22 protein-coding genes, 1 pseudogene and 1 riboswitch are annotated in these 20444 nt (G+C 68.6%); of the genes and pseudogenes, 7 read left to right on the forward strand and 16 right to left on the reverse strand.

Features of this window, described 5'->3' with window-relative positions; all coding sequences use genetic code 11:
* Nucleotides 1–102: 102 nt before the first annotated feature.
* Nucleotides 103–462, reverse strand: coding sequence for a cobalamin biosynthesis protein (locus tag ACE3Q6_RS04715; RefSeq protein WP_374429152.1), 360 nt, complete (start codon nt 460–462; stop codon nt 103–105).
* The gene (gene cbiE, locus ACE3Q6_RS04720; RefSeq protein WP_374429153.1) at nt 459–1628 is read right to left on the reverse strand and encodes a precorrin-6y C5,15-methyltransferase (decarboxylating) subunit CbiE; all 1170 of its coding nucleotides are present in this window, start codon (nt 1626–1628) and stop codon (nt 459–461) included. Before cbiE ends, ACE3Q6_RS04715 begins: the two co-directional genes overlap by 4 nt.
* On the opposite strand from cbiE, the gene ACE3Q6_RS04725 reads away from it, so the two are divergent.
* Nucleotides 1627–2373: a cobalt-precorrin-6A reductase gene (locus tag ACE3Q6_RS04725; protein WP_374429154.1), complete on the forward strand. Its 747-nt coding sequence runs from the start codon at nt 1627–1629 to the stop codon at nt 2371–2373. The two genes, cbiE and ACE3Q6_RS04725, sit on opposite strands and share 2 nt — an antisense overlap.
* A 59-nt stretch (nt 2374–2432) precedes the next feature.
* Here ACE3Q6_RS04725 and cobJ read toward each other — a convergent pair whose 3' ends face one another.
* From cobJ to ACE3Q6_RS04765, 8 genes and pseudogenes are all read right to left on the reverse strand, one after another.
* Nucleotides 2433–3167 (reverse strand): precorrin-3B C(17)-methyltransferase, encoded by a 735-nt coding sequence (cobJ, locus tag ACE3Q6_RS04730; RefSeq protein ID WP_374429156.1) that lies wholly within the window; start codon nt 3165–3167, stop codon nt 2433–2435.
* Nucleotides 3164–3895, reverse strand: coding sequence for a precorrin-2 C(20)-methyltransferase (locus tag ACE3Q6_RS04735; RefSeq protein WP_374429158.1), 732 nt, complete (start codon nt 3893–3895; stop codon nt 3164–3166). Before ACE3Q6_RS04735 ends, cobJ begins: the two co-directional genes overlap by 4 nt.
* Nucleotides 3896–4097: 202 nt before the next feature.
* On the reverse strand, nt 4098–4727 hold the full coding sequence (locus ACE3Q6_RS04740) for a precorrin-8X methylmutase (RefSeq protein WP_374429160.1): 630 nt from the start codon (nt 4725–4727) through the stop codon (nt 4098–4100).
* On the reverse strand, nt 4711–5493 hold the full coding sequence (locus ACE3Q6_RS04745; RefSeq protein ID WP_374429163.1) for a hypothetical protein: 783 nt from the start codon (nt 5491–5493) through the stop codon (nt 4711–4713). The genes ACE3Q6_RS04740 and ACE3Q6_RS04745 overlap by 17 nt, the downstream gene beginning before the upstream one ends.
* A 391-nt stretch (nt 5494–5884) precedes the next feature.
* Nucleotides 5885–6223 (reverse strand): annotated as a pseudogene (locus ACE3Q6_RS04750) (hypothetical protein); the annotation flags it as partial.
* A complete protein-coding gene (gene cobN, locus ACE3Q6_RS04755) occupies nt 6210–9728 on the reverse strand; it encodes a cobaltochelatase subunit CobN (RefSeq protein WP_374429166.1) in 3519 nt (1172 codons plus the stop codon). The gene cobN and the pseudogene ACE3Q6_RS04750, both read right to left, overlap by 14 nt.
* A 105-nt stretch (nt 9729–9833) precedes the next feature.
* Nucleotides 9834–10868: a cobalamin biosynthesis protein CobW gene (gene cobW, locus ACE3Q6_RS04760; RefSeq protein ID WP_374429170.1), complete on the reverse strand. Its 1035-nt coding sequence runs from the start codon at nt 10866–10868 to the stop codon at nt 9834–9836.
* Nucleotides 10865–11239 (reverse strand): DUF1636 family protein, encoded by a 375-nt coding sequence (locus ACE3Q6_RS04765; RefSeq protein ID WP_374429174.1) that lies wholly within the window; start codon nt 11237–11239, stop codon nt 10865–10867. The genes cobW and ACE3Q6_RS04765 overlap by 4 nt, the downstream gene beginning before the upstream one ends.
* An 82-nt stretch (nt 11240–11321) precedes the next feature.
* A riboswitch (cobalamin riboswitch) is annotated at nt 11322–11522 on the reverse strand.
* Between the two features lie 36 nt (nt 11523–11558).
* Between ACE3Q6_RS04765 and cobO the strand changes: the two genes are divergently transcribed.
* Nucleotides 11559–12203: a cob(I)yrinic acid a,c-diamide adenosyltransferase gene (gene cobO, locus ACE3Q6_RS04770; protein WP_374429178.1), complete on the forward strand. Its 645-nt coding sequence runs from the start codon at nt 11559–11561 to the stop codon at nt 12201–12203.
* Between the two features lie 101 nt (nt 12204–12304).
* Nucleotides 12305–12448 carry a hypothetical protein gene (locus ACE3Q6_RS04775; protein ID WP_374429183.1) on the forward strand — a complete coding sequence of 48 codons (144 nt, stop codon included), beginning with the start codon at nt 12305–12307 and terminating at the stop codon, nt 12446–12448.
* 113 nt (nt 12449–12561) lie between these two features.
* Here ACE3Q6_RS04775 and ACE3Q6_RS04780 read toward each other — a convergent pair whose 3' ends face one another.
* The 6 genes from ACE3Q6_RS04780 to ACE3Q6_RS04805 all read right to left on the reverse strand — a co-directional run bounded on the left by ACE3Q6_RS04780 (nt 12562) and on the right by ACE3Q6_RS04805 (nt 16168).
* Nucleotides 12562–12933 carry a DNA methyltransferase gene (locus ACE3Q6_RS04780; protein WP_374429186.1) on the reverse strand — a complete coding sequence of 124 codons (372 nt, stop codon included), beginning with the start codon at nt 12931–12933 and terminating at the stop codon, nt 12562–12564.
* Between the two features lie 233 nt (nt 12934–13166).
* A complete protein-coding gene (locus tag ACE3Q6_RS04785) occupies nt 13167–13583 on the reverse strand; it encodes a type II toxin-antitoxin system PemK/MazF family toxin (protein WP_374429189.1) in 417 nt (138 codons plus the stop codon).
* Between the two features lie 210 nt (nt 13584–13793).
* Complete coding sequence (locus ACE3Q6_RS04790) at nt 13794–13970, reverse strand: Trm112 family protein (RefSeq protein ID WP_149587477.1); 177 nt, start codon at nt 13968–13970, stop codon at nt 13794–13796.
* Nucleotides 13967–14608: an LON peptidase substrate-binding domain-containing protein gene (locus ACE3Q6_RS04795; protein ID WP_374429191.1), complete on the reverse strand. Its 642-nt coding sequence runs from the start codon at nt 14606–14608 to the stop codon at nt 13967–13969. Before ACE3Q6_RS04795 ends, ACE3Q6_RS04790 begins: the two co-directional genes overlap by 4 nt.
* Before the next feature lie 27 nt (nt 14609–14635).
* On the reverse strand, nt 14636–15538 hold the full coding sequence (trxA, locus tag ACE3Q6_RS04800; RefSeq protein WP_374429193.1) for a thioredoxin: 903 nt from the start codon (nt 15536–15538) through the stop codon (nt 14636–14638).
* 72 nt (nt 15539–15610) lie between these two features.
* The gene (locus tag ACE3Q6_RS04805; RefSeq protein WP_374429195.1) at nt 15611–16168 is read right to left on the reverse strand and encodes a DNA-3-methyladenine glycosylase I; all 558 of its coding nucleotides are present in this window, start codon (nt 16166–16168) and stop codon (nt 15611–15613) included.
* A gap of 116 nt (nt 16169–16284) precedes the next feature.
* On the opposite strand from ACE3Q6_RS04805, the gene ACE3Q6_RS04810 reads away from it, so the two are divergent.
* The 4 genes from ACE3Q6_RS04810 to ACE3Q6_RS04825 all read left to right on the forward strand — a co-directional run.
* On the forward strand, nt 16285–17139 hold the full coding sequence (locus tag ACE3Q6_RS04810) for an EAL domain-containing protein (RefSeq protein ID WP_374429197.1): 855 nt from the start codon (nt 16285–16287) through the stop codon (nt 17137–17139).
* Nucleotides 17140–17411: 272 nt separating this feature from the next.
* The gene (locus ACE3Q6_RS04815) at nt 17412–18587 is read left to right on the forward strand and encodes an acetyl-CoA C-acetyltransferase (RefSeq protein ID WP_374429200.1); all 1176 of its coding nucleotides are present in this window, start codon (nt 17412–17414) and stop codon (nt 18585–18587) included.
* A 128-nt stretch (nt 18588–18715) separates the two neighbouring features.
* On the forward strand, nt 18716–19441 hold the full coding sequence (locus ACE3Q6_RS04820) for a beta-ketoacyl-ACP reductase (protein ID WP_374429202.1): 726 nt from the start codon (nt 18716–18718) through the stop codon (nt 19439–19441).
* 90 nt (nt 19442–19531) lie between these two features.
* The coding region (locus ACE3Q6_RS04825; RefSeq protein WP_374429205.1) for a DMT family transporter at nt 19532–20444 on the forward strand (913 nt) is incomplete at its 3' end.

The raw sequence follows: 20444 nt of genomic DNA on the forward strand, positions 1-20444 counted from the left end.
AATATCCCCGCCGGAGGCCGTCCGAGCCGTTGCGCGCCCTTCGCGCGCAAAATGCGAGACAAAAGGCTTGCGCCGCAAGGCGCTCAATTTGATAACCGCCCGTCACTCCAGGCCCTCCGCAATGGCCGCTGTCGCCGTCCCGTCCGCCGACACCGCCCGGGCACCCCGCAACCTTGCGCCCTGCCCAGCCGCCGCCAGGGCCGCTGCCTCGGCCAGGGATCCCGTCCCGAACAGCGCCGCCACCCGGTCGGACCGCGTCGGCGTCCAGACCCCGCGCAGCGCTTCCATGTCAAGCGCCACCACCGGAAGGGACAGCGCCTGACCCAGGACCTGCAGCTCCTGCGCCTTGGTCGCGACCGTCGCCAGATGCGTCACTCCGGCAGGCCCGCCAGCCCGCGCCAGCGCATCCTGCAGCGCATCGAGCGTCGCGCCCGTCCTGAAGCCGAATCCCGCGACGATCATCGGGTGACGCTCCATTGCAGGATGGGGAGGGCGGCCTTCCAGCCGCGCTTGCGGCCGATGGCGGCGGGTTCTGACAGCTCGATCCTGAGAAGGTGGCCACCGTGGCGGGCGGACCAGTCGAGGACAAGGGCTTCGGTCTCCAGCGTGACGGCGTTCATGACAAGCCGCGTGCCGGGAGGGATGAGGTCCCAAAGGGCGTTCAGGAGGTGTTCGGACGCGCCGCCGCCGATGAAGACGACGTCGGGGGTGGGCAGGCCCTGCAGTCCTTCGGGCGCGCGGGCCTCGGTCAGGCGGTGGCGGTGGGATAGGCCGAAGGATTCCACGTTTCCCCGGGCGCGGGCGGCGCGAATGGGGTCGGCTTCAAGAGCCTCGACCCGGGCGCCACCGGCGAGGAGCCATTCGATGCCGATCGAGCCGGAGCCCGCGCCGATGTCCCAGAGGATTTCGCCTGCGCGCGGGGCGAGGGCGGAAAGGGTCAGCGCGCGGACGGGGCGCTTGGTGATCTGGCCGTCGTGCTGGAAGAGCTCGTCCGGCAAGCCCGAGGCGCGGGGGAGGCCGGGGTCGTTGGCCTCGATGGCGGCGGAGACGGGGGCGGCGATGGGACCGGTGGGCAGGCCCTGGGTGATGCGCTCCTGGGGGCCGCCCAGGCGTTCGAGGGTGGTGAGGCGGGCGTTGGGGTGGCCGTTGGCGGCGAGCCAAGCGACGAGGTCGGCGACGGCGGCTCCGTCCCGCAGCGTGCAAATTGCGCGGACTCCCTTGCCAAGGACCGGGCGGAGCCGGGAGAGCGGCGCGGCGTGGAGGCCGAGGCAAAGCACCTCCTCCAAACGCCAGCCAAGGCGGTTGGCGGCCAGCTGGAAGGTCGAGGGCGCGGGGTGCGAAGTCCATTCGCCGGGGGCAAGGTGGGCCATCAGGCTACCTCCTGCGCCGAACCAGAACGGGTCACCCGAGGCGAGGACGACAGTGGGCGCGCCGCGATGGGCCAGGACGGGGGTCGGGTCGAAGGGCACGGGCCAGGGCTGGCCCTTCCCGGCTGCATCCACCAGCGCGAGGTGACGCGGGCCGCCGAAGATTACCTTGGCGGCGGAGAGTGCGTCTCGGCTTGCGGGCGACAGCGCCTCCGGTCCATCTTCGCCCAGACCGATGATCGTCAGCCAGGGATCAGCCATGCCGCCCGTCCTTCCGCCCCGTGTCCTGCTTCTGGGCGGCACCACCGAGGCCGCCCGCATGGCCCGCGCCCTGGCGGAGGACGGGGTGGACGCGGTCTATTCCTACGCGGGACGGACGGAAAACCCGGTCGCGCAGCCCTTGCCGGTCCGCATCGGCGGGTTTGGTGGCGTAGAGGGACTGGCGGCGTACCTGAAGGCCGAGGGCATCACCCATCTGATCGACGCGACCCATCCCTTCGCGGCGCAGATGAGCCGGAACGCCGTGGAGGCCTGCGCGGCCTCCGGAATCCCGCTGATAGCGTTGGAGCGGGAGCCGTGGCAAGCTGCCGAGTGTGACCGCTGGACCCATGTCCCGGACCTTTCCGGTGCGGTGGCGGCTCTGGGGGAAGCACCACGCCGGGTTTTCCTCGCCATCGGGCGGCAGACCCTCGACGCTTTCGCCGTGGCCCCGCAGCACCATTACCTGCTCCGGCTGGTGGACCCGCCGACCGAACCCCTCCCCCTGTCCCGGGCTGAGGCGGTGATCGCGCGGGGGCCGTTCACGGTGGAGGGCGACCGGAAGCTGCTGACAGACCACCGGATCGAGGTGATCGTCGCCAAGAACGCAGGCGGCGCGGGGGCGGAGGCGAAGCTGGTGGCGGCACGGGAGCTGGCGCTGCCAGTGATCCTGATCGACCGGCCCTGGGTGCCAGAGCGTCCGGTGGCGCGAAGTGTTCAAGCAGTCATGGCTTGGCTGAGCGGCTGAGCCGGGACCAAGACTTTTCGAAAAGTCTTGCAAAATCCTTCGAAGGATTTTGGCGCCCCTCATTTCACGCTCCGGGGCGAGTAGACCCAGGGGCCGACGCGGCGGGTGGCGGAGTTGCCGACGATGACCACGGTGCGCATGTCGGCCATTTCGGGGGTGGCTTCGCCCAGGGTGACGGTGGTCAGGCGCTGCTCGGGGGTGGAGACGGCGCGGGCGAAGGTGATCAGGCGGTCCGGGCCGCATTCTTCGCGGAGGGTCGCAAGGGCTTTCACGAAGCCCTCGGGGCGGCTGGCGGAGCGCGGGTTGTAGAAGGCCATCGCGAAATCGGCGCGGGCGGCGTGGCGGAGGCGGGTTTCGATGATCTCCCAGGGCTTCAGGTTGTCGCTTAGGTTGATGCAGCAGAAGTCGTGGCCCAGGGGGGCGCCTGCAGCGGCGGCGGCGGAGAGCATGGCGGTGATGCCGGGCAGGACGCGGATGTCCAAGGCCTGCCAGTCCGGACGGCCCTCCAGCGCCTCGAAGACGGCGGAGGCCATGGCGAAGACTCCGGGGTCGCCGGAGGAGACGACGACCACCTTCCGACCCGCGGCGGCCATCTCCAGCGCGGCCCGGGCGCGGTCGAGCTCGACGCGGTTGTCCGAGGGGTGGAGGGTCAGGCCCTTGCGCGGCGCGACGCGGGCGACATAGGGGATGTAGCCGACGACGTCGGTGGCCTGTGACAAGGCCTCGGAGACCTCGGGCGTGACCAGCCGGTCATCCCCCGGCCCGAGGCCCGCGATGGCCAGCCAGCCGGTCATTCCAGGATCTCCGGGCGGCGGCCGTGGCCGTGGACGAGGACGATGGCGAAGTAGGGGCAGTCGTTCGGGTCGACGTCAGCGAGGCGGGCGACCCGTTGGCCCGGCATGGTGCCGCGTTCCACGATCCAGGCGGCGTGGAGCCGGCCCGTCCGCTCCAGCGCGCGGCGGACGCGGGGGAGGTTGCGGCCGGTCTTCATGATGACCAGCGCGTCTGCCTGGTCCATGTGTCGGACGAGGTCGTCCTCGGGCAGCGTGGCCATGAGGACGGTCAGCACGTCATCGCCCCAGGTGATCGGCGTGTCGGTGGCGTTCCAGCAGCCGGTCATGCCGGTGATGCCGGGGATGACCTCCACGGGCACGCGGCCCTGGAGGCGGGAATGCAGGTGCATGAAGCTTCCGTAGAAGAAGGGGTCGCCTTCGCAGAGGACCACCACGTCCTCGGTCAGCGCCAACTGGGCCAGCCGGTTGGCCCAGTCGTCGTAGAAGCGGGCGAGCGCCTGGGTGTAGTCCGGGCTGTCGAAGGGAAGCTCCGTGGTGACGGGGTATTCCATCGGGTATTCGATGGCGTCCAAGGGGAGCATGCCCTCGACGATCCGGCGGGCCTGGCCGGCGCGGCCTTCCTTGCGGAAGTAGGCGACATGTTTGGCGGACCCGATGGTGCGGGCGGCCTTGAGGCTCATCAACTCCGGGTCGCCGGGGCCGAGGCCCGCACAGATCACGCGTCCCATGTGCGGCTCCCCTTCTGTGCGCGCAGGAGCCCCCCACCCCCATCCCCTCCCCACGGGGGGGAGGGGAGGCACGGGGTTGGTGGGGTCAGTACCAGCGACGGCCGGTGTTGAACGCACGGGTTGCCCAAGACGCTTCCCCTCCCCCTTGCGGGGAGGGGAGAGGGGTGGGGGGCAACGCCAAGGCAAAGGGTGACGGGCATGGTCATTCCTTCCGCGAGGCCAGCGCGTTGACCGCCGCCACGGTGATCGCGCTGCCGCCGAGGCGGCCCTTGACGATCACGCTGGGGGCCGGGGGTGCCTCCATCAGCGCGTCCTTGGACTCGGCGGCACCGACGAAGCCCACGGGGCAGCCGATGATGGCGGCGGGGCGGGGGCAGGCAGGGTCTTCCAGCATGTTGAGGAGGTGGAAGAGCGCGGTGGGGGCGTTGCCGATGGCGACCACGGCCCCGGCGAGGTGGGGGCGCCAGAGTTCCAGGGCTGCGGCGGAGCGGGTGTTCTTCATCTCTTTCGCGAGCGCCGGCACCTTGGGGTCGTGCAGGGTGCAGATGACGGCGTTGTCCTTGGGCAGGCGGGCGCGGGTGATGCCCTCGCTGACCATGCGGGCGTCGCAGAGGATCGGCGCGCCGTCTTCCAGCGCGGCGCGGCCGGCGATGGCCATGCCGGGGGTGAAGCGGATGTGGGGCGCAAGCTCCACCATCCCGGCGGCGTGGATCATGCGGACGGCGACGATCTCTTCCTCGGGCGTGAAGCGGGCGAGGTCAGCCTCGGCCCGGATCATGGCGAAGCTTTGGACGTAGATCGCGGCGCCGTCGGTTTCATAGGTATGGGGCATTCGGGGCCTTCAAGTGGTCGAGGATCGCCTGCGGCGAGAGGTTGCGCAGGCTGGGCGTGTCATGGGCGGTGCCGTTGCGGATCAGGTCGTAGCCCTGGCCGGTGGCGGTGAGAGTAGTCTCGGCGGCGGTGGGGTGGGCGCAGCCCTTGGCGCAGCCGGAGATGTGGAGGGTTTGGCTTGGCGCGAGGTGCGGGGCGAACTGGCGGGCGAGGTTGCGGGTGTCGCCGAGGGCCTGAGGGCAGGCGGGGGCGCCGGTGCAGGCGGTGATCCTCAGGATTGGGTCCGAGGGGTCGGTGATGAGGCCGGGGATTGTGGGGAGCGCCGTAGCGCCGACGAGAAGGAGCATGCGCCAGGGGGTCGGGCGGAGGTCGTGGTTCAGGGCGGCGAGTTGGTGCAGCGTCTCCGCGCGCATCTGGCCGAAGGCGAGGGCGACGAGGGCTCCGTCGGGGTGGAGGCCGGGTACTGGGGTCGGGAGGGGTTCGGCGGGGGCGAGGGTGCAGTTTGGTGGAGCGATACCCTTGGCGATGAGGGCGGCCATGCGGCCGCGGCCATCGGTGATGCCGCCGTTTGCGACGAACCAGTGGGCCATGGCGACGGCGTCCTGGGCGAGGTCGGTGACGGGTAGGCCGTGGGGGTGGCCGTCGGGGCGGAGGATGAGCCTTCCGTCCGAGCTGCGTTCGACGCGGATGTCGACGGAGGCCCCGGTCAGGACCGGCCGCGGGCCGGTGTCGAGGGCAAAGCCGAACTTGCCGGGGAGATGCGGCATCCGGGTGAGGGCGGCGGTGAGGGTGGGCGCGAGGCGGTCGGTGTCGTCTTCTGGGCTGGCCGGGTGCCCCCCCCCCCCCCCCCACCCCCCCCCGGGGGGGGGGGGGGGGGCTGGTGGGGGGGGTGGTGTGGTACGGGGGGGGGTGGGGGCGCCCCCTCCCCCACGTGGGGGGGAGGGAGGCGCTTGGGGCGAGCGTTGTGAGGACCGGTTGGCCTTTGCGGCTCCCCTCCCCCCGGTGGGGAGGGGATGGGGGTGGGGGGCTGGTCCGAAACGGCGTGACGATGAGGTTGCGGAGAGTTTCGGTTTCGATGTTCGGGTCGACGAGGCCATGAGCGCGGAGGTCGTCGATGAGGCGGGGGTGGGAGGCCTCGGTCACGCCGCGCAGCTGCAGGTTGGCGCGGGCGGAGAGGTCGATGATGCCGTTGCCGTGGGTCTCTGACGCTTGCGCGATGGCCTTGGCCTGTGCGGGGGTCAAGCGGCCGAGTGGCGGGCGGATGCGGACGACGAGGCCGTCGCCGGATTGCATCGGACGGAGGGCGCCGGGGCACCAGCCCTTGATCTCCCAAGCGGTCATGCGCTGTGTTTCCGGGTTGGGGCGGGTTTCAAATTGAGCGCTTCGCGCGAGCCTTTTGTCTCGCCTCTGCGCGCGAAGGGCGCGCAACCGGCTCGGGCCGTGCCTCCGGCGGGGATATTTGAGCAAATGTGAAAGGCAGGGGTCATGCTGCACCATCCAGCCTTGCAGCGATGGAGTTGCGGCGGGTCTGCCAGAGACCGGCGTCGCGGAGGCGGCGGAAGAGGTCTTCCATGGCGGCGAGGGCGGCGGGGTTCTCGCGGCTCAGGAAGTCGCGGACCTCGTCGCGGCCAAGGGTGGCGTCGTGGTAGAGGTCGAAGAGATGCGGCGGGACGACCTGCGCAAGGTGGGCGAAGGCGGCCATGTGGTCGAGGGTGGCGGCGATTTCTGCGCCTCCGCGGAAGCCGTGGTTCATCATGCCTTCGGCCCACTGGGGGTTGGCGGCGCGGGCGCGGACGACCCTTGCGATTTCTTCCGTCAGCGTGCGGGCGTGGGGGGTGTCGGGGCGGGTCGCGTCGAGGTGGTAGAGGGTGGGTTTGGCTCCGCCCAGTTTCGCGACGGCGGCGGCGAAACCGGCTTCGTGGGCGGCGTAATCGGCGGCGATGAGGACGTCGGTTTCGGGGAGGTCCTGGGCGTGGACGAAGCTGTCTGACGCGAGGACGCGTTGTTCGAGGGCGGCGCGGGCCTCATGGGACTGGCCGTCGGGGCCGATCGCCCAGGAGGAGGCGTTGAGCCACGCCTCCCCGGCGGCGGCGCGGGCCTCATCCGTGAAGGTGTCGGCGGCGGTGCCCATGCCGAGGCCGTAAAGGCCGGGTTTGGGGCCGAAGACGCGGGCTTCGCGGGTGGTGTAGGGGTTGTCCTCGGGGGTCTCGTCACGCTGGGCGAGGGCCTCGGCCCCGGCCTCGAAGAGTTGGGCGAGGGTCGGGAAGACGTCGCGGAAGAGCCCGGAGACGCGGAGGGTGACGTCGATCCTTGGCCGGCCAAGGAGGGCGAGGGGGAGGATCTCGAAGCCGGAGACTCTGGCTGAGCCTTCGTCCCATTTCGGGGCGAGGCCTGCGAGGTGGAGGGCCATCGCGAATTCCTCGCCCGCCGTGCGCATGGTCGCTGACCCCCAGAGGTCGACGACCAGCCCGCGCGGGTAGTCGCCGTGGTCCTGCAGATGGCGGCGGATCAGTTCCTCGGCCAGCTTGACGCCCTGGGCGTGGGCGTTGCGGCTGGGTACGGCGCGGGGGTCGACGGAGAAGAGGTTGCGGCCGGTGGGGAGGACGTCGCTGCGGCCCCGGTTCGGGGAGCCGGCGGGGCCGGGGGGGACGCGGTGGCCGTTGAGCGCGGTGAGGAGGCCTTCGCGTTCCCCTGCCCCGTCGCCGAAGATGTGGAGACCCTGGCCGAACTGGCTTTCCTTCAGGTCGCAGACGAAGCGGTCGATCCTCGTGATTGCTTCGGCGGGGGTGGCGTTGGGGGCGAGGCCGAGGTCGGCGGCGACGCCCGAAGCTGCGGCCTCGTCGCGGATTGAGGCGATGAGGCGGGTGCGGCGGGCGGGGTCGAGACCGTCGGCGGTGGAGTATTCGTCGAGGAGCCGTTCGAGGCGCTGCAGTTCGGGGGGGACCACGCTTTGCGTCAGCGGCGGCGGCAGGTGGCCGAGGGTCACGGCGCCGATGCGGCGCTTGGCCTGGGCGGCCTCGCCGGGGTCGTTGACGATGAAGGGGTAGATGACTGGCAGGGGGCCGATCAGGGCCTCGGGCCAGCAGGTGTCGGACAGGGCGACGGACTTGCCGGGGAGCCACTCCAGCGTGCCGTGGGCACCCATGTGGATCAGGGCGTGGAGGCCTTGCGACCTGAGCCAAAGGTAGAAGGCGACATAGGCGTGGCGCGGGGTGCGGGAGAGGTCGTGGTAGCTGTCGTCGCGGGTCTGGACCTCGCCGCGTTCGGGTTGCAGGGCGACGAGGGCGTGGCCGCGGCGGGTGGCGGGGAAGTGGAAGGCTCCGTCCCGGACCGAGGGGTCGGTGACGGGGTCGCCCCAGGCTTCGGTCAGGTCCTGGCGGAGTTGGTGAGGGAGGGTTGCGAGGGCGGCCTCATAGGCGGAGAGGGGCCAGGTGAGGGTTTCGGTCAGGGCTTCGGCGAGGGGTACGCCTTGCGTGACCTGGTAGCCCTCGGTGGCGAGGGTCGTGAGCAGGCGGTCGGTGGAGGCCAGGGCGTCGAGGCCGACGGCGTGGGCCATCTGGTGCGCGCGGCCGGGGTAGGTGGAGAGGATTATCGCCAGCTGGCGGTCCGGCGCGGGGGTGGTGGCAAGGCGGTGCCAGTGGGTGACGCGGTCGACCACAGCCTCGATGCGCGCGGCATCGGCGCGGTGGGCGAAGCGGGAGAACTGGAGTTCGGGGTGCTTCTTGCCGGGGGATTTGTGGCTGACGATGCCGGCGAAGAGGCGGCCGTCGACCTCGGGCAGCACGACGTGCATGGCGAGGTCGGCGGGCGACAGGCCGCGGTCGGAGGCGGCCCAGTCGCGGCGGCGGGCGGTGGAGAGGGCGACCTGGAAGACAGGGCAGGTGGCCGCGTCGAAGGGCGTCGCGCCGTCGTCGGACTTGGCGGAGAAGGCGGTGGCGTTGATCACGGCCACGGGTGGGTGCGCGGTCAGGTGGGCGGCGAGCCAGTCGGCCACGCCGGGGGCCTTCAGGCTGGGGGCGAAGGCGCCGTAGGCCTGGAACCCTGCGGCGCGGAGGGCGTGGATCAGGGCGTCCACGGGCGCGGTGTCGCCGGAGGTCAGGTAGCTGCGGTAGAAGGTGACGAGGACGGGGCCTTTGGCGGGCGTCCCCTGCGGTGCCGTGGGCGCGGTGTTGGAGGCCGGGTGCCCCCCCTCCCCGGCCCTCCCCCACGTGGGGGGGAGGGAGGCGCTTGTGGGTGCGGTTGAGTGCGACGGCTGGCCGGGGCGGCTCCCCCCCCCCCCCGGGGGGTGGGGGGGGGGGGGGGGGGCGCCCGGCCTGAAAGAGGCGGACTGCGGGTCGGGGAGTGGCGCGGCTTCTTCACCCTTAAGGCGCGCGCTGGCGTCGGGCAGAGGTCCCGGGTCAAGCCCGGGACGGGAATTCCCTGGGTCAGGCGCAGCGATGACCCCCCGGTCGGGGTCATAGAACCCCATCTGCGGGACGGTTTTCTCGCCCATGACCGGCGCGGCGTAGATGCCCGCGGCAAGCGCCAGTTGCGCCAGGGCGGCATGGGCGGCGACGGCCCCGCCTTCGTCGCAGAGGGACTGGAGGCGGCGAAGGGTGGAGACGGGGAGCGTGGACAGCTCGTCGAGGCGCGGGTCGGGGCGGCCGTCGGCGGGGAGAATGGCGAGCGCGGTGCCGTTGCGGCGGGCGAGGTCCTGCAGGGTAGCGAGGCCGTAGGGCCAGTAGGCTTCGCCGCCGATCAGGCGGACGAGGATCGCTTTTGCGCCGGACAGGGTGCGCTCGGCGTAGGAGTCGACCGAAATGGGGTGCTTCAGAGCGATGATGTTGGCGAGGCGGACGGTGGGTTGGAACCCCATCTTGCGCGCGCGCTCATACCCGGCGGTGAAGGCGCCGAGATCGCTGTCGGAGAAGCTGAGGACGATGAGGTCAGCCGGGTCCTGACCGAGGTCGAAGGGGGTCTCGGTTTCCTCCAGCCCGTGGGATTCGCGGAAGACGACGTGCATGTCACGACCCCCAGGCGGAGGTGCCCCCCCACCCCGACCCTCCCCCACGCTGGGGGGAGGGAGGCGCTTTCGGCCTGCGGGATGGGGAGGGGTGGGTCACGTCGGTCAGGCCCCCAGGACCTTGCGGATCGCTGCTTCGTCGATGTCGTGATGCTCGGCGATGACGACCAGCTGCGACCGGCGGGGCGCGGTGCCCCAGGGCTTGTCGAACTGGGTGCGGACCCGCTCGCCCACGGCCTGGACGAGAAGGCGCATCGGTTTGCCCGCGACGGCGACATGGCCCTTCACGCGCAGGATGTGCTGTTCGCGGGCAAGGCGCTGGATGGCCGCCGTCAGGGCCTCCGGGTCGGTGACTTCGGGCAGGTCGATGACGACGGAGTCGAAATCATCATGCTCATGGTCGTCCTCGCCGTCATGGTGCGAGGGGCGGGAGGCGAGGTCGTCCTCGGCGGCGGCATTCAGGCCCAGGATCACGCGCGGGTCGATCACGCCGTCGGTCATGGGGAGCATGGGGACGGGGCGGTTCATCTCGGCGGTAATGACCTCCTTTGCCGCCGCAAGTCCCGCTTCCCCGGCGAGGTCGGCCTTGGAGAGCAGGATCAGGTCGGCGCAGAGGATCTGGTCTTCGAAGACCTCGGAGAGCGGGGTTTCGTGGTCGAGCGAGTCGTCGGCGGCGCGTTGGGCTTCGACCGCCTCGACGTCCGGGGCGAAGCGGCCTGCCGCGACGGCCTCGGCATCGGCGAGGGCGATGACCCCGTCGACGGTGATCCTCGACCGGATCGCGGGCCAGTCGAAGGCCTTGAGCAAGGGCTTCGGCAGGGCGAGGCCCGAGGTCTCGATCAGGATGTGGTCGGGGCGCTGGGGCATGGCCATCAGCTGCTCAATCGTCGGGATGAAGTCGTCGGCGACGGTGCAGCAGATGCAACCGTTGGCAAGCTCCACGATGTTCTCGACGGGGCAGTTCTCGTCCGCGCAGGACTTCAGGATGTCGCCGTCGACGCCCACGGTGCCGAACTCGTTCACCAGGATCGCCAGGCGCTTGCCCTGCGGGTTCTGCATCAGGTGGCGGATCAAGGTGGTCTTGCCCGCCCCGAGGAAGCCGGTGATCACGGTCACGGGGATTTTCGTCAGATCGGTCATTCGGCGGCCTCTTCGAGCGGCGGGAGGGGAGGGATGCGGGCGATGGATTGCTTGCGGAAGACGGTGGGGCGGTCGCGCCAGGGAACGATGCCGTCGGGGCTGTCAGCGTATTTCCCGGCGCCTTCCAGGATCGCGGGGACGTCGTCAAGGGTGAGGCGGCCGTAGACGTAGGACCAGGCGCCGGGTTTCGTCAGCGAGACGGCACAGCCGGTGTTGCAGGCGGAGAGGCACTCCACCCCGACGATGCGGACGCCTTCGGGCGCGGTTTCGGCGGTGAGGGCGGCGTGCAGCTGGGCGCCGGGGGGCGTTGAGCCCTCGGGCACCGGCTGGCCGGCCTTGCAGGTGGTGCAGACGAAGAGGGTCGTGCCCATCGGTGCCTTCCAAAAGGCGAAAAGGGTGGGCCAGCGAGGGGCGGGGACACCGCCGATCACCGGTCGCGGAACACCCCGTCCGCCGGTTTCAGTCCACGCTGGCAGGTCTCCCGGCTTGCGGATACGGGGCGATGGCCCCACGGCCCCCGCCTTCCCGGCATCCGCCAGTGGCCTTGGGACCTCTCCGGTCACGGTCGCGGGGGCGGCTGCTTAGGGTCGTTTCCGACCTGTCGCATTCCCTCTTCGCCTGTCATAAACAGGCACCAGCGCCAGCCCACCTGAGGCAAGCACCCCCTCCTTGTCAAGGATAGGACCGACCATGACCGACCCTGTTGCGACGCCTGAGACCGCGCCTGCCACCGACGAGCTTGCCCGCCACGCCCAGAAGATGGCGAAGAAGAAGGCCGCGCGGGACAAGATCATGGCGGGGAAAGAGGGGGAGAAGGGGCTGATCATCGTCCACACCGGGGCGGGGAAGGGGAAGTCGTCCTCGGGATTCGGGATGATCCTGCGCTGCATCGCGCATGGGATGCCGTCGGCCGTCGTCCAGTTCATCAAGGGGGCCTGGGATACGGGCGAGCGGCGGCTGATCACCGGGCATTTCAGCGACCTTTGCCAGTTCCACGCGATGGGGGAAGGCTTCACCTGGGAAACGCAGGACAAGGCGCGGGACATCGCGGCGGCGCGGGCGGGGTGGGAGAAGGCGAAGGAGCTGATCCGGGACCCGGCGATCCGGATGGTGCTGCTGGACGAGATCAACATCGCGCTGCGGTATGATTACCTGGATATCGGGGAGGTTCTGGAGTTCCTGAAGCAGGAGAAGCCGCCCTTGACCCACGTGGTCCTGACCGGGCGGAATGCGAAGGAAGAGCTGATCGAGGCCGCCGACCTGGTGACCGAGATGACGCTGGTCAAGCACCCGTTCCGGGCCGGGATCAAGGGCCAGCCGGGGGTGGAGTTCTGATCTGTCCACGGTGGACAAACGGCGGGATCTTTTTGGAATCAATGGCTTGGTCGCGGGCGTTAGGAATCTGGAAACCAACGGAAAAACAGGGAGAGGCGAGGATGCGGAATACGGGTTTGAAGCTGATGGCGGCGCTTCTGATGCTGACGCTGGCGGGCTGCGCGCCTCTGGTCGTCGGTGGCGCCGCGGCGGTGGTCGCGGACGAGGTTGTCGAGCAGGACAAGGGCGGCGACGGGCTGTTCTGAGGGCAGGCCTGCAGAGGCGGCTTCGGCGATCATGGGTTTGGTGGGCTCGGTCAGGGTCAGGAACACTCCCACCCCGGCGCGTTCGCGGTCGATGACGTCTTTGAGGTCAAGGATCATGCTGAAGACGACGTTCTCACCCGCCTTGACGGAGACGATAACGAGCGTGGTGCCCGTGGCCCTAAGTAGAGCCGCCCGTCGAGGCCCCGGTCCGCGCCTTTCTTGCAGAAGTTGCCGGGCTGGGCGGCGATGAGGGAGAGCGCACATTTCCCGAACTCATGATACTTGCCCTGCGCGGCAAGGTCGCGGGCGGCGTGGATGTCCTGCGGGACGCCGTGGGTGGTGAACTGGACGGCGGGAAAGGCATCGCGCAGGCGCTTTTCGATCAGGCCGATGGCAAGGTGGGTGACGTCGATGCCAATCCACTGCCGACCGAGCTTTTCCGCCGCATGGACGGTGGTGCCGCAGTCGCAGAACGGGTCGAGCACCACATCGCCGGGGTTAGAAGAGGCGTTGAGGATGCGTTAAAGGAGGGCGACCGGTTTTCCTTGGGGTGGCGCCTAAGGCGTTCCTTGGCGGCGGCGTCCTCAAAATGCAAAGGCCCCGCCGAAGCGGGGCCTAGGGACGTTGACAAAATCTAGACTGGTCAAAGCTTGTCATCGCTCGGCGACCAGCCTGCCTAGTGATCTAGGTCTTAAAGCCCGATGACCGGGAACTTTTTCTAGATAGGCCATTCTGGGTTTGGAATCAAGTTTCCCATCCCCAGACCCCACAGGACACCGTGACGAACTGCCTTTAGATCGTCGCCAGTCGCTTGCGGGTTTTCCCATTTTCGGCGCCCAACCTTAAAGCCGTCTAAACGCCAAGCGCCAAGGTTCATCACCATGTCGCACTTTGCCCAGCAAGGCAGATCATCCGGCTCTTGCGGATGATAGTTCTTTGACAGACGCACGTTGAAAGGCAGCTTGTGGATTGGTGCAGTCAGACTGATGGGCACGATCGTGACAATGTCGTTCCGGTGCGGCAGACGTGGCGAAATGACCATGACAGGCCGCACCTTGACCATCTCAGGCACCCGGAATCCGTCGAAATCGCAGATGAGGATTTGGCCAGCTCTTGGGTGATACGCGAGGGTCATTCGGCATTCTTGGCCAAAGATGGTCTACAAATGGTTAACTCGCCCCCCTCGGCCTCGGCGCTGTCGTTCCGGTGCCAGATGTCGTCGAAGGCCTCGATCTGCGCCGTGCTCGCCGACCCGTCGGTGCGGCGGATGGTGCGCTGTAACGCAGCCTACGGCGGGCGGTGGGCGGGGAGAGGAGCGGGGCAGACCCCGACCTCCGCGCGCGAGTCAGTCCAGCTGCCGCGCTTCGCTGACCAGCATTATCGGGATGCCGTCACGGATCGGGAAGGCCAGGTGGGCGGCCTTGGAGATCAGTTCCTGCTTCTCGGCGTCGTAGGTGAGGACAGCGTTGGTCACCGGGCAGACCAGCGCCTCGAGCATGCGGCGGTCGGCGGGCTCGCTCATTGCAGAATCTCTTCTTCGCCCGAGCCGCGCAGCGCGAATTCGATCAGGGTCACCATCGTTTCGCGGCGGGTGACGAGGGTGGGCGCTTCAAGGAGGGCCTGCTTGTCCTCGGGGCTGAACGGGCAAAGCATGGAGAGGGAGTTGATGAGGAGTTCCGTCTCGGCCTCCTTCAGGCTGTTCCAGTCCGTCGACAGGTTCAGCTTGGTGAAGTAGCGGCCGAGGAGGCCCATGAAATCCTCGCGCCGGAAACCAGGATCTTCCTCGGTCGGGCCAAGGTCTCGGGCGAAGGGGGTCCAATCGATCATGCAGCGGCGGTATGGGGTGAAGCCCTGCACCTCTTCCTTCACGCGGTAGCGCGAGATGCCCGAGAGGGTGATCATGTAGCGGCCGTCCTCGGTCTCCGAGAACCCGGTGAGGCGGCCTGCGCAGCCGATGGCCTGGAGGCGCTTTTCGCCGCCCGGGGTCTCGCGCGGCTGGATCATGCCGATGAGGCGGTGCTTGGTCTTCATGCAGTCCTCGATCATCGCGAGGTAGCGCGGTTCGAAGATGTGCAGGGGAAGGCGCGCCCGGGGAAGCATCAGCGCTCCGGGCAGGGGGAAGACCGGAATGGTGTCCGGCAGGTCGGCTGCGGTGATCATGGGCATTTAGTTAGCCCGGGCACGGCGTCAGGCAAATATCATCGACGAGAGTTTGCGACGTCCGGCCAGGACGATGGGGTCCTGCGGCTTCAGCGCGTCGAAGATGGTGAAGAGCTGGGCCTTGGCGGCACCGTCGTTCCATTCGCGGTCGCGGCGGAAAAGCTCCAGCAGCTGGTCGACGGCTTCCTTCGGGTTCCCGGCGGCAAGAAGCGCGGCGGCCAGGTCGTAGCGGGCCTGGTGGTCGTTCGGGTTGGCCTCGACGGCGGCGCGCAGTTCGGCCTCGGGTCCGGCATTGGCGGCCTGCTTGGCGAGTTCCAGCTGGGCGCGGGCGGCGTCGAGGTCCTTGGATTTGGCGACCTTGTCGGGGGCGGCGGCGATGAAGGCTTCGGCCTGGTCGAGATTGCCCAGCGCGAGGTGCGCGCGGACGAGGCCACCATAGGCGGCGGCGTTTTCCGGCTCCTCGCCCAGAATGGCGGCGAAGGTCTCGGCGGCGTCGACGGCGGCGCCTTCGGCCAGCATGTCCTCAGCCGCCTGGATCGCTTCGGCGAGGCCACCGTCACCGCCCAGAGCCGAGACGCGGTCGATGAAGGCTTTCAGTTCCGAGGCGGGCACGGCGCCCTGGAAGCCGTCGACGGGCTGGCCCTGCCAGAAGGCATAGACGGTCGGGATCGACTGGATGCGAAGCTGGGCCGCGATGCGCTGGTTCTGGTCGACGTCGACCTTCACCATCCTGACCTTGCCCTTGGCGGCCGTCACCGCGGCTTCCAGCATCGGGCCGAGCGTCTTGCAGGGGCCGCACCAGGTGGCCCAGAAATCGACGATGACGGGAACCTCGCGGCTGGCCTCGATCACGTCGGCCATGAAGGTGGCTTCGGTCGCGTCCTTGATCAGGTTCGCGTCGGCTTGCGGTTTTTCGCCCAGACCCAGCATTTGGACCTCCGGAAGGATGTTTGCCCTTATATGGCCGCTGGGGCGCGAAAGGCCAAGGGTGGATCGGGCGGGTCAGCCCCAGTCGCAGGCGGCGATGTGGTCGTTCACCATTCCCGAGGCCTGCATGAAGGCGTAGGTGATGGTGGGGCCGACGAAGTTGAAGCCTTCGGCCTTGAGCGCCTTCGACATGGCCTGGGACTGGGCGGTCTGCGAAGGGACCTGGGCCGTGGTGGCGGGGCGCGAGCCGGGGGGCGGGGCGAAGGACCAGAGGAAGGGCGAGAAGCCCTGACGGGCCTCGATCAGGAGGAAGGCCTGGGCGCCGCGGATCGTGCCCTCGATCTTGCCGCGGTGGCGGACGATGCCGGGGTCTTGCAGCAGCCGGGTGACCTCGGGCTCGCCCCAGGTGGCGATGACGGCGGGGTCGAACCCGGCGAAGGCGGTGCGGAAGCCCTCACGTTTGCGCAGGATGGTGATCCAGGCGAGGCCCGCCTGGAAGCTTTCGAGGATCAGAAGCTCGAAGAGGCGGTGGGGGTCGCGCTCGGGCCGGCCCCATTCGTGGTCGTGGTAGGCCATGTAGAGCGGATCGGTCCCGCACCAGGCGCAACGGTTAGAATTGTCGACATTTTCCATGGCAAAACCCCGGGTGGACGCGGCGGGAAGAATTGGAACAAAATGGGAATGTTGACCTTCCGTTTACCGATCCCGGCCTAGGGTGTCGAGCGTGAAGTCAGCGTCGGGGGCAGGACATGAGCTACATGAAGGGGCCGAAGGTGTCGAAGTTCGACCGGGACCCGCTGGTGTCCAGCCCGCTGAACGCGGCGATCTCGGCGCAGGACCGGGAGACGCTGTCGATGGTCGCCTCGGCCCTGAAGGACGGGCGGATGCGGCTTGCCTTCCAGCCCGTGGTCTATGCGGTAGATCCGACGATCATCGGCTTCTTCGAAGGCTTCATCCGCCTTCTCAACCTGCGCGACCAGGTGATCCCGGCGCGCGACTTCATGCCGGTGGTGGAAGAACGGCAGATGGGACGCGAGATCGACTGCGCCTCGCTGCAACTGGGCCTCTTGGCAATGCAACGCAATCCGCAGATCCGGGTGTCGATCAACATGTCGGCCCGGTCGGTCGGCTATCGGCCCTGGGTCGATATCCTGCGCCGCGCCCTGCAGGAAGCACCCCGGCTTGGACAGAACCTGATCCTGGAGATCAACGAAGCCTCGGCGATGCAGGTTCCGGACGTGCTGAAATCCTTCATGGCCGAGATGCGCGAACACGGGATCGTCTTCGCGCTGGACGATTTCGGGGCCGGGATGACCTCGCTTCGTGTGTTGCAGGAGCTGTCCTTTGAAATCGCCAAGATCGATGGCAGCCTGGTCAAGCACATCGACCGCGTGCCGGAAGAGCAGCGTGCCACCAAGGCGGCAATCGCCATCGCGCAGGAGCTGGGCATGTATGTCGTCGCCGAATCGGTCGAGACCGAGGGCGAGGCGCAGTGGCTGCGGCAGGCCGGGGTGGGCTGCCTTCAAGGCTATCTGTTCGGCGCACCGACCGTGACGCCGGACTTCCGGGCCTTCCGCCACGGTCGGCCAAATCTGAAGAAGTAGGCCCCGCTGTCCGGCGGCCCGGCGACCGATTGATGGACGGCGCGGAAAGGAGGGACGGACCCGGCAAGGCCTGCGGCCGGTAGAGGGACTGGTTTGCTCAAGGGTCAGAGACCCGTGCGGAACAGGTCCTTTTGCGACATCGAAAGCAGGAATCGCCGCTGCGACTCCATCGTTCTTGCAACTGCAGCAATATGCCCTTAGGGCAGAATTGATGCGGCGCGAAGCCCCTCGTGCCGTGGTGCCGTGCGTGGCGCTAGTGGGAGAGGAACCAGATGACCAATGTCGTAATCGTGTCGGCGGGCCGCACCGCCGTAGGCAGCTTCAACGGCTCGTTCGCCAATACTCCGGCGCATGACCTGGGTGCCGCTGTGATCGAGGCCGTGGTGGCCCGCGCGGGGATCGACAAGGCAGAGGTCGAGGAGACGATCCTGGGCCAGGTGCTGACGGCGGGTCAGGGCCAGAACCCCGCCCGTCAGGCGCATATCAAGGCGGGTCTGCCGAAGGAAGCCAGCGCCTGGTCGCTGAACCAGGTCTGCGGCTCGGGCCTGCGCGCCGTCGCGCTGGGCGCGCAGCATGTGCAGCTGGGCGATGCGCGGATCGTCGTCGCGGGCGGGCAGGAATCGATGTCGCTGTCCCCCCATGTTGCGCATCTGCGCGCGGGCCAGAAGATGGGCGACCTGAACTTCATCGACAGCATGATCAAAGACGGTCTCTGGGACGCCTTCAACGGCTACCACATGGGCCAGACGGCCGAGAACGTCGCAAACCAGTGGCAGATCAGCCGCGACATGCAGGACGAATTCGCGCTGGCTTCCCAGAACAAGGCCGAGGCCGCGCAGAAGGCCGGCAAATTCAAGGACGAGATCATCCCCTTCACCGTAAAGACCCGGAAGGGCGACACGGTGGTCGATGCCGACGAATACATCCGCCACGGCGCGACCATCGACGCGATGACCAAGCTGCGTCCGGCCTTCGTGAAGGATGGCTCGGTCACCGCAGGCAACGCGTCGGGAATCAACGATGGTGCCGCTGCGGTGGTGCTGATGACCGAGGAAGAGGCGGCGAAGCGGGGTCTGAAGCCGCTGGCCCGGATCGCGTCCTACGCCACGGCCGGGCTTGATCCGTCGATCATGGGCGTCGGTCCGATCCATGCGAGCCGCAAGGCGCTGCAGAAGGCGGGCTGGAAGGTCGGGGACCTGGACCTCGTTGAGGCGAACGAGGCCTTTGCCGCCCAGGCCTGCGCGGTGAACAAGGACATGGGCTGGGACCCGTCGATCGTGAACGTGAACGGCGGCGCGATTGCCATCGGCCACCCGATCGGCGCCTCGGGTGCGCGCATCCTGAACACGCTTCTGTTCGAGATGAGCCGTCGCGGCGCGAACAAGGGCCTGGCCACGCTCTGCATCGGGGGCGGCATGGGCGTCGCCATGTGCCTGGAGCGCGCCTGACTGTTGCTGCGGCGCAGCAAATCGCCGCAATAGCGAAACGGGCGCGCAATAATGTTGCGCGCCCGATTTCGTTTCGGTAACAGGATTTCAATAGCATACGGAAGCATACCCAAGGGAGGAGAATCACGATGGCACGGGTTGCATTGGTCACGGGCGGGTCGCGCGGCATTGGTGCGGCGATCTCGGTCGCGCTGAAGGCGGCGGGCTACAAGGTCGCGGCGAACTACGCCGGCAACGACGAGGCGGCTGCGGCCTTCACCAAGGAGACTGGCATCCCGACCTACAAGTGGTCCGTGGCGGATTACGACGCTTGCGCGGCGGGGATCGCCAAGGTCGAGGCCGAGGTCGGCCCGGTGGACGTGCTGGTGAACAATGCCGGGATCACTCGGGACGCGATGTTCCACAAGATGACTCCGGCGCAGTGGAAAGAGGTGATCGACACCAACCTGACGGGTCTCTTCAACATGACCCATCCGCTGTGGTCGGGGATGCGGGACCGCAAGTTCGGGCGCGTGATCAACATCAGCTCGATCAACGGGCAGAAGGGCCAGGCCGGGCAGGCGAACTATTCGGCGGCCAAGTCGGGGGACCTTGGCTTCACCAAGGCGCTGGCGCAGGAGGGCGCACGGGCCGGGATCACCGTGAACGCGATCTGCCCGGGCTACATCGGGACCGAGATGGTGCGCGCCATCGACGAGAAGGTGCTGAACGAACGGATCATCCCGCAGATCCCGGTCGGTCGCCTGGGCGAGCCGGACGAGATCGCGCGGATCGTCGTGTTCCTTGCTTCGGACGACGCGGGGTTCATCACCGGATCCACGGTCAGCGCGAACGGCGGGCAGTTCTTCGTCTGACGGAAGTTCGGCGGGGGTTGAAAGGCCGTCCTTCGGGGCGGCCTTTTCCTTTTGCGGGCGGACGGTTATGCAGCGGCAAGAGGGGGACGCATGAGCAAGGCACGCGCAACGCTGATCGGCTTTTCGGCCGTGCTGATGTGGTCGCTCCTGGCGCTGTTCACCATCGGCAGCGCCCCGGTTCCTCCGCTGCTCTTGAACGCGATCTGCTTCGGGATCGGCGGGCTGATCGGGCTGGTCTGGACCGCTCGGCAGGGGTTCGGAGTGCTGCGGGGGATCAGCTGGAAGGTCTACGCGTTCGGGACCCTCGGGTTGTTCGGGTACCACTTCCTGTATTTCACCGCCTTCCGACTGTCGCCCACGGCGGAAACCGGCCTTATCGCCTATCTCTGGCCGCTGTTCATCGTGCTGATGTCGGGGTTCCTGCCGGGCGAGCGGTTGCGCGCCGCGCATGTGATCGGCGCCCTGATCGCCTTGGCGGGCGCGGCGCTGATCGTCCTGGGGCGGGCGGACGAGGCGGACGGATCGGCGCTTGGCATGGCGCTGGCGTTTGGCTGCGCGCTGACCTGGGCGGGGTATTCGGTCCTGTCGCGGCGCCTGGGCTCGGTTCCGACGGAAAGCGTGACGATCTATTGCCTGGCGACCGCAGCCCTGTCCGTAGTTACCCACCTGGCGCTGGAAGAGACGGTCTGGCCGCAGAGCGGTCTGGGCTGGGCGGCGGTCGTCGCGCTGGGGATCGGACCCGTGGGCGCGGCCTTCTTCACCTGGGATATCGGCATGAAGCGGGGCGACATCCAGCTTCTTGGCGTGGCGAGCTACGCTGCACCCTTGCTTTCGACGCTGGCGCTTGTCGCGGCGGGCATTGCGCAACCGACCTGGACCATTGCCTTGGCGGCGGTGCTGATTGCCGGGGGGGCGGGGGGGGGGGGGGGGGGCGCCCCCCCGCCGCGGGGGGGGGGGGGGGGGGGGGGGGGGGGAGAAAAAAGACAACAGAGAGGATTTTTTA

It is taken from the genome of Tabrizicola sp. (genome assembly GCF_041913445.1).
Lineage (GTDB): Bacteria > Pseudomonadota > Alphaproteobacteria > Rhodobacterales > Rhodobacteraceae > Tabrizicola.